Annotated in this window: 13 protein-coding genes and 1 other annotated feature; all 13 genes read left to right on the top strand. The window is 30.7% G+C overall.

The annotated features are described in order from the left end of the window. The first annotated feature begins 1 nt into the window (after window position 1). The 13 genes from tgt (at window position 2) to C0982_RS05035 (ending at window position 16578) form a co-directional block, all read left to right on the top strand. A complete protein-coding gene (gene tgt, locus C0982_RS05095; protein ID WP_101773133.1) occupies window positions 2-1120 on the top strand; it encodes a tRNA guanosine(34) transglycosylase Tgt in 1119 nt (372 codons plus the stop codon). A gap of 63 nt (window positions 1121-1183) precedes the next feature. Then, window positions 1184-1504, top strand: coding sequence for a preprotein translocase subunit YajC (yajC, locus tag C0982_RS05090; protein WP_101773132.1), 321 nt, complete (start codon window positions 1184-1186; stop codon window positions 1502-1504). 89 nt (window positions 1505-1593) lie between these two features. After that, complete coding sequence (scfA, locus tag C0982_RS05085) at window positions 1594-1737, top strand: six-cysteine ranthipeptide SCIFF (RefSeq protein ID WP_007789995.1); 144 nt, start codon at window positions 1594-1596, stop codon at window positions 1735-1737. 61 nt (window positions 1738-1798) lie between these two features. Further along, the gene (locus tag C0982_RS05080; RefSeq protein ID WP_101773131.1) at window positions 1799-2755 is read left to right on the top strand and encodes a cell wall-binding repeat-containing protein; all 957 of its coding nucleotides are present in this window, start codon (window positions 1799-1801) and stop codon (window positions 2753-2755) included. A gap of 6 nt (window positions 2756-2761) precedes the next feature. Continuing rightward, window positions 2762-4882 (top strand): LTA synthase family protein, encoded by a 2121-nt coding sequence (locus tag C0982_RS05075; protein ID WP_101773130.1) that lies wholly within the window; start codon window positions 2762-2764, stop codon window positions 4880-4882. Between the two features lie 180 nt (window positions 4883-5062). Further along, the gene (locus C0982_RS05070; RefSeq protein WP_101773129.1) at window positions 5063-6436 is read left to right on the top strand and encodes a TrkH family potassium uptake protein; all 1374 of its coding nucleotides are present in this window, start codon (window positions 5063-5065) and stop codon (window positions 6434-6436) included. Window positions 6437-6458: 22 nt separating this feature from the next. Beyond that, window positions 6459-7133, top strand: coding sequence for a potassium channel family protein (locus C0982_RS05065; protein WP_101773128.1), 675 nt, complete (start codon window positions 6459-6461; stop codon window positions 7131-7133). Between the two features lie 19 nt (window positions 7134-7152). Continuing rightward, complete coding sequence (locus C0982_RS05060; protein WP_101773127.1) at window positions 7153-7935, top strand: TrmH family RNA methyltransferase; 783 nt, start codon at window positions 7153-7155, stop codon at window positions 7933-7935. Between the two features lie 85 nt (window positions 7936-8020). After that, window positions 8021-8240: a binding site (T-box leader), on the top strand. An 86-nt stretch (window positions 8241-8326) separates the two neighbouring features. Beyond that, window positions 8327-9358: a phenylalanine--tRNA ligase subunit alpha gene (gene pheS / locus C0982_RS05055; RefSeq protein ID WP_101773229.1), complete on the top strand. Its 1032-nt coding sequence runs from the start codon at window positions 8327-8329 to the stop codon at window positions 9356-9358. Window positions 9359-9375: 17 nt separating this feature from the next. Continuing rightward, window positions 9376-11772, top strand: a complete 2397-nt coding sequence (gene pheT / locus C0982_RS05050) for a phenylalanine--tRNA ligase subunit beta (protein ID WP_101773126.1) — start codon at window positions 9376-9378, stop codon at window positions 11770-11772. A 172-nt stretch (window positions 11773-11944) separates the two neighbouring features. Further along, window positions 11945-12508 carry a cell division protein ZapA gene (gene zapA, locus C0982_RS05045; RefSeq protein ID WP_101773125.1) on the top strand — a complete coding sequence of 188 codons (564 nt, stop codon included), beginning with the start codon at window positions 11945-11947 and terminating at the stop codon, window positions 12506-12508. 79 nt (window positions 12509-12587) lie between these two features. After that, window positions 12588-15014 (top strand): DUF3656 domain-containing U32 family peptidase, encoded by a 2427-nt coding sequence (locus tag C0982_RS05040; RefSeq protein ID WP_101773124.1) that lies wholly within the window; start codon window positions 12588-12590, stop codon window positions 15012-15014. A gap of 25 nt (window positions 15015-15039) precedes the next feature. Next, window positions 15040-16578 carry an NAD(P)H-hydrate dehydratase gene (locus C0982_RS05035; protein WP_101773123.1) on the top strand — a complete coding sequence of 513 codons (1539 nt, stop codon included), beginning with the start codon at window positions 15040-15042 and terminating at the stop codon, window positions 16576-16578. Window positions 16579-16581: the final 3 nt, after the last annotated feature.

Genomic DNA, 16581 nt, shown 5'->3' with positions numbered 1-16581 from the left:
TATGTACGCAGTAAAATATGAACTTATAAAAACATGCAAACAGTCAGGAGCTAGACTGGGGAGATTACATACTCCACATGGAGTTATTGAAACACCTATATTTATGCCGGTAGGAACGCAAGCTACTGTAAAAGCTATGACTCCAGATGAATTAAAAGAAATAGAATCTCAGATTATTCTGAGCAATACATACCATTTATACCTTAGACCAGGTCACGATCTAATTAAAAAGGCTGGTGGACTTCATAAATTTATGAATTGGGACAGACCAATATTGACAGATAGTGGAGGATTTCAGGTATTTAGTTTAGGAGATTTAAGAAAAATAACTGAAGAAGGTGTAGAGTTTAGATCTCATATAGACGGATCAAAACATGTTCTTTCACCTGAAAAGGCAGTAGAAATACAAAATGCACTAGGATCAGATATCATGATGGCATTTGATGAGTGTGCACCTTATCCGGCAGATAGAGAATATGTAAAAAAATCACTAGAAAGAACTACAAGATGGCTTAAAAGATGCAAGGAAGCACATAAAAATTATGAAAATCAAGCACTTTTTGGAATCGTTCAAGGTGGAATGTACAGAGATTTAAGAGAACAGTCAGCTAGAGAAATTACATCAATAGATCTTCCGGGATATGCTATAGGTGGAGTTAGCGTTGGAGAACCTAAAGAATTGATGTATGAAATACTTGATTATACAGTCCCTCTATTACCAGAAGATAAACCAAGATATTTAATGGGGGTTGGATCTCCAGATGATCTTCTTGAAGGTGTAATAAGAGGCGTTGATATGTTTGACTGTGTACTTCCTACAAGAATAGCTAGAAATGGTACTGCAATGACGAGCAACGGAAAAGTTGTCGTTAGAAATGCTGCATATGCTGAAGATTTTACAACATTAGATCCAGAGTGCGACTGTCATACTTGTAAAAATTATACAAAAGCATATATTAGACATCTAATAAAGACTAACGAAATTTTGGGAGCGAGATTGCTGACTATACACAACCTTAGATTTTTATTAAAGATGATGAAAGAGGTAAGAGAGGCAATAATGCAAGATAGATTGCTTGATTATAAAGAAGAGTTTTTTGAAAAATATTATGGCAAATAAACTATATATAGTTTATAATAGATATATACGTAATATTTTAAAAATTACATTAGGAGGAATAATATGCCACAGAATCAAATGATTATGAGCATAGGAGTTTGGATATTAATATTTGCAATATTCTACTTCATACTTATAAGACCGCAGAGAAAAAAAGAACAAAAGCTAAAAGATATGAGAAACTCAATTGAAAAAGGAGATACTGTAATAACTATTGGCGGAATAATTGCAAAAGTTGCTAAGGTTGAAGAAGATAAGATAGTTCTTGATCTTGGACCAAGTAGAACAAAGGTTCCTTTTGAAAAATGGGCTATAGGAAGAGTAGTTGAAAAAGCTTCTAAGGACGAGGAAGTTGAAGAAGTTGAAGATAAGTTAGAAGACTAATTGAAAGAGTAGTATTTTAAAAGTACTACTCTTTTTTTCTATTATATGGTATAATCGATAGAGAAAACTAATTAAATGGGGGGATTACTATGGAAAAGAAGCATGTAAAAACTCTTTCAAAGGCTACTTTAAAGGAAAGCGCAGCAAAGGGTGGATGTGGAGAATGTCAGACTTCATGTCAATCTGCGTGTAAGACATCTTGCACAGTTGCTAACCAAGAGTGCGAAAGATAGTATTCTTAGAAAAACAGCCTTTTGGGCTGTTTTCTTTTTTTAAAAAATAGGAGGGAAATATATGAGTTTAAAAAATAAGATTGTGTCATTTTCTCTGGCTCTTGCTTTACTTTCACAGTTTGGCGTAATGTCAAAGGCCATGACATATGATGAAATAAGACAAATAAAAGGTGCCGATAGATATGCTACAGCAGGATCAATTTCTGGTGATATGGGATCATATGATTCAGTTATACTAGTTAATGCGGATAAAAATTTGGCTGATGGATTGAGTGCGAGTGGTCTATCAGGAGTTATAAAAGCACCTATTTTACTTGTTAAAAAGGATAGCATTCCAAATGAAACACAGTTAAGATTGGATATAGCGAAAAAAATATATATAATCGGTTCAGAAAACTCTATCAGTAAATCCGTAGAGAACCAACTAAAAGATGAAAATATGGGTGGATTTTCAGTAAAGAGAATTGGGGGAAGCGATAGAATTGAAACAAGTAATAACATTGCTAAAGAAATCATTAATATAAAGGGATCTATTGGAAAAGTATTTGTAACAAATGGTAATAAAGGTGAGGCAGATGCTATGAGTATTTCAGCTGTTGCATCTAGAGATGGAGAACCTGTTCTTCTGACAAATGGATCTACTATTAATGATGTAACTGCGTCTATTATTGAAAAAACTAGAAATGTGTATGCAATTGGAGGAAGAAACCTGATGTCAACTGGACTAGTGAGCAGTATTTCTGCTACTAGAATTAGTGGAGACGACAGATATAAAACAAATGCAGCCGTAATAAAGAACTTTTATAAAGATTATCCTACAAAGATCTATTTGAGTGATGGTTATAAGTTGGTTGATGCATTGACAGGTGGTCCTTTGGCTGGTAGAAATGTGAGTCCAATTGCACTTGTGGGTCTTAACAGTGACAAAACAGCACTTAGTGGAGCAAATGAATTAGTGTCACTTGGTGGAATAAGTGAAAGTATATTAAGAAAATGCGCAGCTGCTGTGAATGGATAATACAAGATGAAAAAAGTAAGAAAAAATAAAAAATTGTATTTCAAGGAAAATAATAGTGAAAATAGAGCAAGTAGATTTTCTAATAAAAAAAACAATGGATCTAGTGGTTTAAATATGAGCTCTGGATCTAGGTATACAAGAAAACAATTAAAAAAAGAAAATCCAAATATAGATTTGAGTATACTTTTTATATATTCTTTTCTTGTATATGTATTGATAGAGACAATATCAAGAAGAAGCTTTACTAAAGTATTGGATTTTTTTATTGAATTTCCAATACATTCGGTAGTAAATTATATACTGATTACACTGATTTTTTCTATTACTATATTTGTTAAAAAGAAAAAATTTATGTATTTTATTTTGACTTTTTCTATGATTTTGCTATCAACTACAAGTTCAATTTTACAAGTACTAAGAGGCATGCCTTTATCTCCATATGATATTGCTACTTATAAAGAAGTTATTGAAGTTATGGGACGCTTTTTAAATATAAAGGAGATACTTTTAATAGCAATATCAGTAATTTTTATAATATTTGTTTCTATATACATATTCATTAAGGATAAACGAATAAATAGAATTTCAGGTAAAAGGAATATAATAGTATTTTTTATATTATTAATACCATATATGGTAGTAGTGCCTAGATTAGAAGCAGCAAAAATACTTGATCCTATTGCATGGAATGTTGGATTATCCTATGAAAATAATGGTTTTGTCTATTCATTTGTGGATGCATGTACGTCTGCTATAAGAAAAAAACCAGAAGGATATAACAAAGCAACTATAGAAAAAATAAGAGAAGAAGTTGATGAAAAACAAAAAAATGATAGTAGAAAAATACTTACTGGAAGTCAAAAACCTAATATAGTATTTTTGCAGCTAGAAGCATTTATGGATCCAACTGAACTAGAGGGTGTAAATTTCTCGGAAGATCCTATTCCAAATGTAAGGAAATTGATGAAAACATACACATCTGGAAAAATGAATGTCCCAGTAACAGGTGGTGGTACTGCAAGAACTGAGTACGAAGTATTGAGTGGTAGCAATTTCGACTATTTGAATCAAGGAGAAATACCTTATCAAACTATATTATCAAAAAAAACATCACCATCTATTGCATATTCATTAAATAGCTTAAATTATAGTACAACAGCTATTCATAACTATTATGAGAGATTTTATAATAGAAACGTAGGGCTTAAAAATTTAGGTTTTGATAAATTCATACCTTTAGAAGTTATGACAAAAGTTGACTACACAGAAATGGGATGGCCAAAAGATGATGTATTGTTAAAATATATTATGAATGAATTGAATCAAGAAGATGATAATCAAAAAATGGTATTTACTATCTCTACTCAAGGACATAGCAAGTATCCGACTACATCTTACAAAGGAGATCCTCTAATTGAGCTCCAAAAGACGGATTTACCAAAAGAAGATTTAAATCAAGTTACTTATTATATAAATCAGCTAAAAGAAATGGATAATTTTGTAGGTGAATTGGTCGAAGAAATTAATTCATTAAAAAAACCAACTACTATAGTCTTATATGGAGATCATATGCCTGCATTGGATATATTATCTCAGGATCGAACTAAATTAGATAGATTTTCATCTGTTTTTGCCATAGTAAATAATTATGGTGATGAAAATAAAGAAATTCCAAAAGATTTCCAATCATACCAATTAAGTACTTTGGCAATGGAAGTATCAGGGCAGCCATATGGGCCAATGAACTTAGTGCATGCATACTTAAGTGATGACAAAGATTACCAGAAAAAATTAGAACTTGTCCAATATGATCTTTTATTTGGAGAGAGATATTTTTTAAAGGATGAAGAAAAACCTCAAGCTAAAAGTATGAAGGTCGGAAATGAAGAAATGAAATTGGAATCTGTAGAAGAAAATAAAGACAAGATATATTTAAAAGGTAATGGATTTAATAGGTTTATATATGCTTGTGTAGATGGAGAACAAGTAAAAACAGATTATATTGATGAAAATAATTTATCTATAGATAAAAATAAATATTCTGGTGAGAAAGAAATATCCTTAATCCAACATGACAATGACGAAAATAAGATAGCTGAATCGAAAAAAATTAAACACAAATTTTAGGAACTCATTTTTGAGTTCCTTTTATCTATTTAATTATATAAAAAGAAAAAGTGTCTATAGTTGAATGATAGTAAATAAACAAACAAAAATACTAAAATAGTGTTGAGGTTATGGAACAAATGGAATATAATCATATTTGGACTTAAGTATTAATTATTTTGCTTTTATTGGGGGATAAAAATGAACGATGATAAGAAACGATATCCATCTATTATGCATAGATTTAAACCTGCAGAAATGATGGTAATGGGATTTTTAACTTTAATATTAATAGGGGCTGTTCTTCTTACGTTACCAATCTCTTCCGCGAGTGGACAAGGCACGGATTTTACAGATTGTCTTTTTACGTCTACATCAGCAGTGTGTATAACAGGTCTAGTTGTTGTAGATACTGGTATATATTGGAGTTTTTTTGGTAAGGCGATAATAATAACCTTAGTACAAATTGGTGGGATAGGATTTATGTCTATTGCTACATTAATAGCTATACTTTTAGGAAAAAAAATAAATTTGAGAGAAAGAATACTAATAAAAGAGTCACTGAATCAGAATGATTTATCTGGTGCTGTTAGATTAATAATTTTTGTGGTGAAATACACCTTAGTTGTAGAACTAGTTGGAGCAATATTCCTTTCAACTGTTTTTATACCTAAGTTTGGACTAGAGAAGGGAATATGGTATAGCATATTCCATGCGATTTCAGCATTTTGTAATGCTGGTTTTGACTTAATGGGAAATGTGACTGGAGAATACTCCTCGCTAATTGGGTATTATAATAACTCAACGATTGTCTTCACGGTGTCTTCGCTGATAATACTTGGAGGTATAGGATTTCCAGTAATATTATCAATTAAAAAGAGAAAGAAATTTAAACATTGGAACTTGAATTCCAAATTAGCTGTCATTACTACAGCCATACTTATAGTTACAGGTACTTTGTTTATTTTTTTCGGTGAATTCAGCAATGCAAGTTCAATTGGAGGAATGAGCTTAGGTGAAAAACTTCAAGTTGCATATTTTCAATCAGTAACTATTAGAACTGCTGGGTATGCCACTATAGATTTTACGACGTTTAGAGAGTCTACTTTGTTTATTATGATAATATATATGCTGATAGGAGCATCGCCAGCTTCTACAGGTGGTGGTATTAAAACGACTACTGTTGCAGTTATATTTTTAGCAGTAAAAGCATTTGTGAAAAATGAAAAAGAAATATCTGTTTTTAAGAGGAGAATAGGTAAAATTGCATTTAGAAAAGCATTAGTAGTTCTCACTTTAGGTATAATACTTTCTGTTACTGGAACTTTTTTAATAAGTGCAACCCAGAGTGCTCATTTTAATCTTCTGGAGAGCGCATTTGAAGTTGCGTCTGCAGTTGCTACAGTTGGATCTAGTTTAGGAGGATCTAAGAGCTTAGATGGATTTGGAAAAGTTCTAATAAGCACTTTAATGTTTACAGGTCGTGTTGGTTCAATCACTTTATTAACTTTCTTCATTCATGAAAAGAAAGTTAAAAGTGTGAGATTCCCAGAAGAAAAGATAATAATAGGTTAATTAATAAAATAGGAGTTAAATTATGAAACAATATATCGTTATAGGGGCAGGTAGATTTGGAAGATCTTTAGCAGAATCACTTTTTAATGCAGGAAGAGAAGTAATGTTAGTAGACGCCAATGAAGAAATTATACAACAGATGTCGGAGGTACTGGATAATGTGGCTATCTTAGATGCTGCAGATGAATCAGCATTAAAAAGTATTGGTCTTGGTAATTTTGACGTAGCAATTGTGGCAATAGGTACGGATTTAAGAGCATCTATTATGGCTACCTTGGTAGCAAAAGATTTAGGTGTTCCATATGTAATAAGTAAGGCAAAGGATGAATTACAGGCACATGTTTTGAAAAAAATTGGTGCAGATAAAATAATATTACCAGAGCATGATATGGGTGTAAAACTAGCTAAAGCACTGACATTTGATAATTTAGTGGACTTTATGGAGCTGGATGAAAAACATTCTATCTTTGAAATCAGAGTACCTGCTTCATGGGTAGGAAGCACTTTAAAAGATTTAAGTGTAAGAAATAAGTTTGAATTAAATGTTACGGCTATTAAAAGAGGAGATGCTTTTGAAGTACCTGTAGACCCAGAAACAATCTTCCAAGAGGGTGATGTAATAGTAGTCGCTGGTAATACTAAAATAATAGAAAAAATAGCACTTAAAATAGCTCAGGAAGAGGAAGGTCTTTTCTAAAAATAAGAGGATAATAAATATGAAACATATAAAAAGTAAAGAAAATAATACATATAAATTTACAAAGTCGCTATTAAAATCTAAATGTCGTCAAAAAGAAAAAAAATATCTTGTAGAAGGCATTAGGTCAGCTGAGCTAGCAGTGGAAAATGATATGCAAGTTGATTATATGGTGGTAAGTGAATCACTGAGTAAAGATGAAACAAAAAGAGATATTTTAAATAAACTTGAAGAAAAAAATGATATGTATGTTTTTTCTGATGAATTATTTAAAAATATAGTTGATACAGAAAACTCGCAGGGAATTGTAGCTATTTTAAAGATGAGTGATGTAAGTATTGATGATGCTGATTTTGAAAAATATAAAAGGATAATAATATTAGATAGAGTTCAAGATCCTGGAAATATGGGAACTATAATAAGAACAGCAGATGCAGCGGGATTTGACTTAGTTATTACAACAAAAGGAAGTGTTGATCACTATAATCCTAAAGTAGTAAGATCTGCCATGGGATCTTTATCGCATATTGATATTACTAATGCTCAAGATAGCGAAATATTAGAAGCTTTGAGAAAAAATACATTTAAAATTATTTCAAGTTCATTAAATACAGACAAAGATTATAACTCAATTGATTATGGTGAAAAATGTGCTATTGTTGTTGGTAATGAAGCTAATGGAATAAGTGAATTTTGGGAAAAGAATTCAGAAATACTTGTTAAAATTCCTATGTATGGAAAAGCAGAATCGTTGAATGTTGCTATTTCTGCAGCACTTTTAATGTATAGAGCTAGAAACTAGATATAAAATATATAAATAAAAAAATTACTTTATTGAAAAAAATCAAATTATTTGATACAATATGAGCAATACTAAAAATATAAAAATAAATGCTATGAAAGAGAAAAGTACATTAGATATTGCAATAAAGAGAGTGGCTGGAAGCTGTGAAGCCATTTGCATTCTAGTTGGAAGTTCGCTCTGGAGCAGTTTCGCTGAATTAATAGTAGGTGAAAACGTGATGTGCGTTAAATTTTTGAGTTGGTTTATATAATTAATATAAACTAATAGGGTGGTACCGCGATTTTAGACCTTTCGTCCCTATGGATGGAAGGTCTTTTTATGTACACTAAAATAAGGAAGGGATAATAATATGAGTGGATCAAACAACAAATCAGAAAATTTAGCTAAAATGATTGAATCTCTTAAAAATTTAGGGGTTTTATCCGAAGAAAAAATTAGGCTGGCAAAAACAATCGAAGAACTTGAAAGTATTAGAGTAGAATTTCTTGGTAAAAAGGGAGAGTTGACTAAAATACTAAAGGATATGGGAAAACTTCCTGGAGATGAAAAGCCAGTTATAGGTAAGCTTGGAAATGAAATTAGAGAAAAAATAAATTCGTTTTTAAATGAGAATAGAGAAATAATAAAAAATGAAATAATGCAGAAAAAGCTAGATCTTGAAAAAATAGATGTGACAATTCCTGGTAAAGAAATAGAAATAGGGAAAAAACATATTATATCTAAAATGATAGATGAAGTTTCAGAGATATTTATAGGAATGGGATTCTCTATAATGGAAGGTCCAGAAATAGAAACTGTTAGAAATAACTTTGATTATCTAAACGCACCAAAAGACCATCCATCAAGAGACATGACAGATACTTTTTATATTACAGATGATTTGCTTTTAAGAACACAGACATCTCCAGTTCAAATTAGAACTATGGAAGCTGCAGTAAAAGCAAATAAATTACCTTTGAAAATATTAGCTCCAGGCAGATGTTTTAGAAATGACAGCCCTGATGCTACTCACTCTCCAATGTTCCATCAAATTGAACTTTTGGTTGTAGGAAAAGGAATAACTTTCACAGAATTCAAGGGAACTATGGAAACTTTTGTAAAGAAACTTTTTGGAGAAGATACTAAGACTAAATTTAGACCACATAACTTCCCGTTCACTGAACCTAGTGCAGAAATAGATGTTTCTTGCTTTAAATGCGGTGGAGAAGGTTGTTCAGTATGTAAGGGAGAAGGTTGGATAGAAATACTTGGTGCTGGAATGGTTCATCCTAACGTTCTTAGAAATTGTGGTATAGATCCAGATGAATATACAGGATTTGCTGCCGGAATGGGAGTAGAAAGACTGGGTATGTTAAAATATGGAATAGATGATATAAGACTTATGTTTGAAAATGACGTAAGATTTTTGGATCAATTTTAATTTAGGAGGATAATATTATGTTAGTTTCATTAAAATGGTTAAAAGATTACGTCGATATAGATGTAGATGCAAAAGTGTTTGGCGACATGATGACAATGACAGGCACAAAAATGGAAACTGTAGAATATTTGGGAGAAGAGATATCAAATGTTGTAGTAGGAAAAATACTTAGCATTGAACTTCATCCTGATGCAGATAAATTAGTAGTTACAAAAGTAGAAATTGGAAAAAATAAAGAAGTTCAAATAGTTACAGGCGCAAAAAATATAAATGTAGGAGATTATATACCTCTAGCTTTAGTGGGAGCTAAGTTACCAGGAGGCGTTTCTATAAATGAAGGAGTTCTTAGAGGGGTAGAATCATTTGGAATGATGTGTTCTTCAAGTGAGTTAGGAATTGATGAAAAATTTGTAGAAGACTATAAAAAAGATGGTATTTATATTCTTGACTATAAAGATGAATACGAAACTGGTAGAGATATTAGAGAAGAGTTAGACTTAAAAGATGCAATAATAGATTTTGAATTGACTTCAAATAGACCAGATTGTAGATGTGTACTAGGAATTGCAAGAGAAGCTGCTGTTACATTAGGCAAAAAGATTAAATATCCTGAAATAAACGTAGTTGAAGAATCTGGAAAAAATATAGATGTTGAGGTATCTATTAAAAACAGTGAACTTTGTACAAGATATATGGCAAGAAGAGTAACTGAAGTAAAAATTGAACCTTCTCCATATTGGATGCAAAGAAGATTGATAGAAGCTGGTGTAAGACCTATAAATAATATTGTAGATATAACTAACTATGTAATGCTTGAAATGGGACAGCCAATGCACGCATTTGATATGAGAGAAATTCAAAACAATAAAATTGTAGTAAAAAATGCTGAAGATGAAGACGTATTTGTTACTTTAGATGGAAAAGAAAGAAAGATAAACTCTGATATGTTAATGATAACAAATGGAGAAATTAATCTAGGAATAGCGGGTACTATGGGAGGAAAATCTTCTGGAATTAAAAATGATACTACTGAAATAATGTTTGAATCAGCTGTTTTCAAAAAAGAAAACATAAGAAAAACATCTAAATTATTAGGACTTAGATCAGAATCATCTTCAAGATTCGAAAAAGGAATATCTGAAGAAACTGCAGAAAAGGCTCTTGAAAGAGCGGCACAATTAGTAGAATTACTAAATGCAGGTAAAGTCATGAAGGGTGTGATAGACGAATATCCAAATAAAAAAGAATTAGAAACTTTAACGGTTAATCCAAAGAGAATTAGCTCTAGAATAGGTGTAAATCTTTCACCAAATGAAATAATAGAAATTTTAGAATCTCTTGAGTTTGGTTGTGAATTAATATCTGGAACAGAACTTAAAATAGAAGTTCCTCACTTTAGATTAGATATTGAACAAGAGGCAGATATACTAGAAGAAGTTACAAGAATTTATGGATTTGAAAATATACCTTCAGTACAACTTCAAGGAAATACCACAGCTGGAATAAAGACTGACAAGCAAAAATATGTAGATAAGATTAAAACAACTGCCATGTCTTGTGGACTTTATGAAATACTTACTTATTCTTTTGTAAGCCCTAAAGGTTTAGATAAGATAAGGGTAAAAGAGGGCTCAAAACTAAGAGATGTTGTTAAATTACTTAACCCTCTTGGCGAAGATACTTCTATAATGAGGACAACAATGATTCCAAATATGCTTGATGTTCTTAGCACAAATAACTCAAGAAATATTGAAGAAGCAAAATTGTTTGAACTAGGACATGTATTTACCCCTGAAGAAATGGCAGGAACTGAAGAAACAAGACTTTGTATAGGAATGTATGGAAAACAAGTTGATTTCTTTGAGATTAAAGGAGTTTTAGAAAAAATATTTGAAAGAATTGGATTAAAAGGCCATAATTATATTGTAAACTCTGATAATCCGACTTTCCACTCAGGAAGATGTGCAGATATAAAATCAGGTGAAACACTATTAGCGACAATAGGTGAGATTCATCCATTAGTTAAAGAAAACTATGGATTTTCTAACAGAGTATATGTTGCAGAAATCAACCTGGATGCGATATATGAATTAATTGATACTACAATTGTTTTTACTCAACTTCCAAAATATCCTTCAGTTACTAGAGATATTGCTCTTTTAGTAAAAGATGATATTGAAGTGTATCAGATTGAAAAAATAATTGAAGAAAATGGAGAAGGATTAGTTGAAAAATGCAAGCTATTTGATATCTACAAGGGAAATCAGATAGAAAAAGGATATAAGTCAATTGCATATTCAATTATTTATAGAAATCCAGAAAAAACATTGACAGAAGACGATGTAGTAAAAGTACATGACAATATATTGAATGAATTAGAAAAGCAAATAAACGCAAAACTTAGAGAACAGTAATAAATAGACCCCAGTCAAATTTGATTGGGGTTTCTTATTATAAAAATATTTGATATAATGAAGGGTATAGATATTTATAGGAATTATTAAAAATGAAATTATGCAAGGTTGATAGTAGCTTATAAATTAAGTTAATAGTTAATATAAAAAAGAAAAAAACGAGGTGTGAGTTATGAATAAAGTTAGTGTTACTATTGATGGAATTGAATACCAAATTACAGGTGAAAAAAAAGAGGCGGAAATTGTTAAAGTAGCAAAATATATAGATAGTGAATTAAGAAAAATAAGCAAGGCTGCACCTTCATTGAGCAAGACTAGTGCAGCAATACTTACATCTGTTAATATAGCAGATAAATTATTTGATAATATGTCTGAAAATGAAGAATTAAAAAATAAAATACAAATTTTAGAGGATAGTTACTCTAATAAAAATGATGATATTGAAAAAGAGTTTGATTCTATTTTATTAAAATTGGATGAGTCTGAAACTGAAATAAAAAAACTAAACAATATAATCACTGAACTCGAATCGAATTCAGGAGATTCTGAATCTCAACGTTCAATTGATAAAAGTGAGGTTGAAGAAGAATATAAGAAAAAAATTGAATCTTTGGAAAAGATGGTAGATGAGATGGAAAAGAAAGTTGCTGTTGCAGAAAATATGGCTGATGAATTTCAAAATAAAGCATATAATATACAGCTAAATTACGAAGAATTGAAAAAAAGTATAAAATAGAACTAATAAAGGACTACAGTTTTTATAAAGGTGGTCCTTTTTATGGATATAAAATTTGAGTTATTGTTATGGAGGAAAAATGAAAGAAAATTTAGAATTACTGGCTCCTGTTGGAAGCTTTGAATCTCTTAAAGCAGCTATTCAAAATGGAGCAAATGCAGTATATCTTGGAGGAAAAGATTTCAGCGCTAGAGCGAGTGCTAATAATTTTGATAGAGAAGAATTAAAGGAGGCTGTAATATATAGCCATATTAGAGGGTGTAGAGTATTTGTAACAGCAAATACAGTGATTAAGCAGTCGGAAATACAAGCTTTTTTAGAATATATAGATTACTTATATAATATAGGTGTAGATGCATTAATACTGCAGGATATTGGAATGGCTCAACTGGTGAAAGGGCGAATACCTGATTTCGAATTGCACGCGAGCACTCAAATGTCTGCACACTCGCTTGAGGATACACTGTTTTTAAAAAAAATGGGATTCAAAAGAGTAGTATTAGCAAGAGAACTAAATGTAAAAGAAATTAAAGAAATAGCAGATAAATCTGGGGTAGATATAGAAGTTTTTATACATGGAGCGTTGTGTGTAGGATATTCAGGACAATGTTTAATGAGCTCGACACTAGGAACTAGATCTGGAAATAGAGGTAGATGCGCTCAGCCGTGTAGACAAAAATATAAATTATATGATTCTGTTAAGAATGAATATATGGACTTTGATGGTGAATTTATACTCAGTCCTAAAGATTTAAATACGGTAAGCAATATAGGTTCAGTAATTGATGCAAATGCGGTTTCATTGAAAATAGAAGGAAGAATGAAAAGACCTGAGTATGTTGCAGCAGTTGTAGGGGCATATAGAAAGGCTGTAGATAACTATATTGATACTAAAAAAGAAAATGTAACTGAAGATATGATAGATGATTTGTACACAATATTTAATAGAAAATTCACACAAGGATATATATTAGGAGATAATGCATTTAAACTTATGAATCCAGAAAAGCCAAATAATAGAGGTTTATATATTGGAGAGGTCATTTCATTTAATCCTAAGAGAAAAAGACTTAAGATTAAACTAGAAAAGGATCTAAAAAAAGGAGATGCTCTTAATATAGGCGGAGGAACGATAGGGAGAATAATAAAAGGAAAAGATATTTCTGAATATGCTCTAGCAGGTGAAATTATTGAAATAGATTATGTGGGGAGTCTTAAAAAGGGAACTAAAATTTTTAAGACAAGCGATAAAAACCTAATTGATAGAGTTCAAAAGACATATGAAGAAGGACATGAAAAATTTAAATTACCAATAAAAGCGAATATAACACTTAAAATCGGAGAAAAAGGCGTATTGATGTTTTCTTGCAGAGGGGTAGAAGTTAGTATCAATTCGAATAGCATAGTAGAAAAAGCTATTAAAGTTCCTATGACAGAGCAAAGGGCTGTATCTCAAATTTCAAAATTAGGAAAATCACCTTTTTATATTGCAGATGCTATTAGCGAAATTGATGAAGGAATCAGTATTCCAATTAGCGAACTAAATAATATGAGAAGAGAGGCAATACTTGAATTGTCGGAACAGTTATCAAAAGTAAATGGAAGAAAATATGTAATAAATAAAAATGAATATGAAATAGTTGATGAAAAAAATGATTATGTAGATGACAAGCAATTAAATATATCTTGTAAGAATTTAGAACAATTAAAGGCAATTGTTGATTTTGAAATTGATAATATATACTACAGAGATATAAATACATTGGAAAATGCAATAGAAATAGCATCTAAAAAAGGTAAAAAAATATCATATTATATGCCTAGAATTCTTAGAAATAGCGATAAAAAAGTTTATAAAAAATTGCTAGAAATGGAATCTAAAACAATTGAAAAGCTGGATTCATTTAGAGTTTCAAATTATGGGGAAATTAATTTTATTAAGGAGAATTATCCTCATAAAAACATTAGAATTTCATCATGGATGAATGTATTTAATGACAGTTCTATAGAATTTTACAAAAAACTTGGTGCAGATAAGATATGTTTATCGCAAGAAATGTCAATATATCAAATTGAAAATTTGCAAAGTAGCTTAAATAATGTTGAATATTTGGTGTATGGGCAAACAGATATGATGATAAGTGAGTATTGTCCTGTTAAAGTTAGTGAAAAGGGATGCCGCACAGCATGTAATGACAAAGAATGTAAAAAAGAAGAATATTACTTAGAATCAGGTGATGGTAGCAGATATAGATTATCTAAAGATGGTCAATGTAGAACTATAATACATTCTGAGGAGATTGTAAATCTAGTTGATGAAATTGAAAAACTAGAAAAATCAGGGTTAAACTCTTTTGAAATATCCTTTGAATTTGAAGACTCTACTCAAACATCAAAAGTAGTAGAAATGTTTATAAATAAGATAAATGGAGACTCTACTTTAGATTATGCTTATAATGATAAAGTATCATACTGTACAGGACATTTTTACAAAGAGATAGATTAATATTTTATCAGGAGGTGTTCAAAAAATGTTTATAGGTGGAGGAGATATTACTTCTAAGCTAGATAAAGCTTGCATAGAAAAATATATGATACCAGAAATATTATTGATGGAAAATGCTGCAAATGCAGCAGTTAATAGGATTGATAAAATAAGAAAAAAAATAAAATTGCCAATTTGTACAATTACCATTTTTTGCGCACCTGGTAATAATGGTGGAGATGGATTTGCTATATCTAGAAAATTAGATAATCTTGGATATACAACAAATGTAATCCTGGTAGGTGATGAAAGTAGATTAACTTCATCATCTAATATTAATTTAGATATTGTAAAAAGTATAGGTATTTCCTATAAAAATATAAGTAGCGGCAACTATGAAAACAATAAGGATGATATAAATGGGCATCTGAAAAATAGTGATTTAGTAATTGATTGTTTATTTGGTACAGGACTAAGTAGGAACATAGAGGGTGTATATAAACATATCATAGAAAATATAAACAAAAAAAAAGAAAAGTATAGTTACAGAGTAATATCTATTGATGTTCCCTCAGGATTAGATGCTACAACAGGTGAAGTAAGAGGTGTGGCAATAGAAGCGAATTATACAATTTCTTTTGAGTATTATAAAAAAGGATTTTTGATATACGAAAATAAAAAAAATACTGGTGAAATTTTTGTGGAAAAAATAGGAGTTCCATACAAATTATACAACGAGTTTGGATATCTACCTAAATTTATAGAAGAAAAATTCATACTAGATAATTTAATAATAAGAGATAGTTATGCAAACAAAGGAGATAACGGAAAGGTCTGTGTTTTTGCTGGATCAACTGGTTTTTATGGGGCAGCATATCTTTGTTCAAAATCAGCCGTAAAATCTGGGGCGGGTCTGGTAACTTTAGTTTGTGATAAGGATGTTCAAATAGCTTTGTCATCAAAATTAACAGAAGAGATGACATGCTCATATGAAGAAAGAGAACGGATTGCAACTTTGCTTGAAAAAGCAACTGCAATTTCTTTTGGACCAGGATTAGGAAATACAGAGAAAACAAGAGAGAAGCTTAAATACGTACTAAATAATGTAGATAGCCCTGTTGTAATAGATGCAGATGGAATTAATGTTTTTGATCCAAGTTTTTTAAACGAAAACTCTAGATGTATAATTACCCCACATATGGGAGAGTTTTCAAGAATTACCGGTGTAGAAATAAAGGAATTGCAAAATGATAGAATTGGATACTCTCAGAAATATGCACTGGAAAATAATCTCATAGTGGTCCTAAAAGGTGAAAATACAATTGTAACAGATGGAATTAGAACGGTTGTAAATACTACGGGGAACAGTGCAATGGCAAATGGAGGTATGGGAGATGTTTTGACTGGAATGATTACTTCATTTATTGCACAAGGATATGATTTGTTTATAGCAGCATGTTTAGGTGTCTACTTACACGGACTATGTGGAGATGAAGTTTTTAAAGAAAAACAAGTAGTCAATGCTTCGGATATTATAAAAATAATTCAAAAAACTTTAAAAATGTTATATAATAAGATTAAATAGAAA

This window comes from Peptostreptococcus faecalis, assembly GCF_900240845.1.
GTDB classification, from domain to species: Bacteria; Bacillota; Clostridia; order Peptostreptococcales; family Peptostreptococcaceae; genus Peptostreptococcus; species Peptostreptococcus faecalis.
This window is presented reverse-complemented; position numbering and strand designations above follow the sequence as displayed.

Excerpts from the sequence above, each read along its gene's own strand:
- C0982_RS05060 (WP_101773127.1), top strand. The coding sequence starts at position 7,153 with ATGAAACATATAAAAAGTAAAGAAAATAATACATATAAATTTACAAAG.
- C0982_RS05080 (WP_101773131.1), top strand. The coding sequence starts at position 1,799 with ATGAGTTTAAAAAATAAGATTGTGTCATTTTCTCTGGCTCTTGCTTTA.
- zapA (WP_101773125.1), top strand. The coding sequence starts at position 11,945 with ATGAATAAAGTTAGTGTTACTATTGATGGAATTGAATACCAAATTACA.
- C0982_RS05070 (WP_101773129.1), top strand. The coding sequence starts at position 5,063 with ATGAACGATGATAAGAAACGATATCCATCTATTATGCATAGATTTAAA.
- pheS (WP_101773229.1), top strand. The coding sequence starts at position 8,327 with ATGATTGAATCTCTTAAAAATTTAGGGGTTTTATCCGAAGAAAAAATT.
- scfA (WP_007789995.1), top strand. The coding sequence starts at position 1,594 with ATGGAAAAGAAGCATGTAAAAACTCTTTCAAAGGCTACTTTAAAGGAA.
- C0982_RS05065 (WP_101773128.1), top strand. The coding sequence starts at position 6,459 with ATGAAACAATATATCGTTATAGGGGCAGGTAGATTTGGAAGATCTTTA.
- yajC (WP_101773132.1), top strand. The coding sequence starts at position 1,184 with ATGCCACAGAATCAAATGATTATGAGCATAGGAGTTTGGATATTAATA.
- pheT (WP_101773126.1), top strand. The coding sequence starts at position 9,376 with ATGTTAGTTTCATTAAAATGGTTAAAAGATTACGTCGATATAGATGTA.
- C0982_RS05075 (WP_101773130.1), top strand. The coding sequence starts at position 2,762 with ATGAAAAAAGTAAGAAAAAATAAAAAATTGTATTTCAAGGAAAATAAT.
- C0982_RS05035 (WP_101773123.1), top strand. The coding sequence starts at position 15,040 with ATGTTTATAGGTGGAGGAGATATTACTTCTAAGCTAGATAAAGCTTGC.
- C0982_RS05040 (WP_101773124.1), top strand. The coding sequence starts at position 12,588 with ATGAAAGAAAATTTAGAATTACTGGCTCCTGTTGGAAGCTTTGAATCT.
- tgt (WP_101773133.1), top strand. The coding sequence starts at position 2 with ATGTACGCAGTAAAATATGAACTTATAAAAACATGCAAACAGTCAGGA.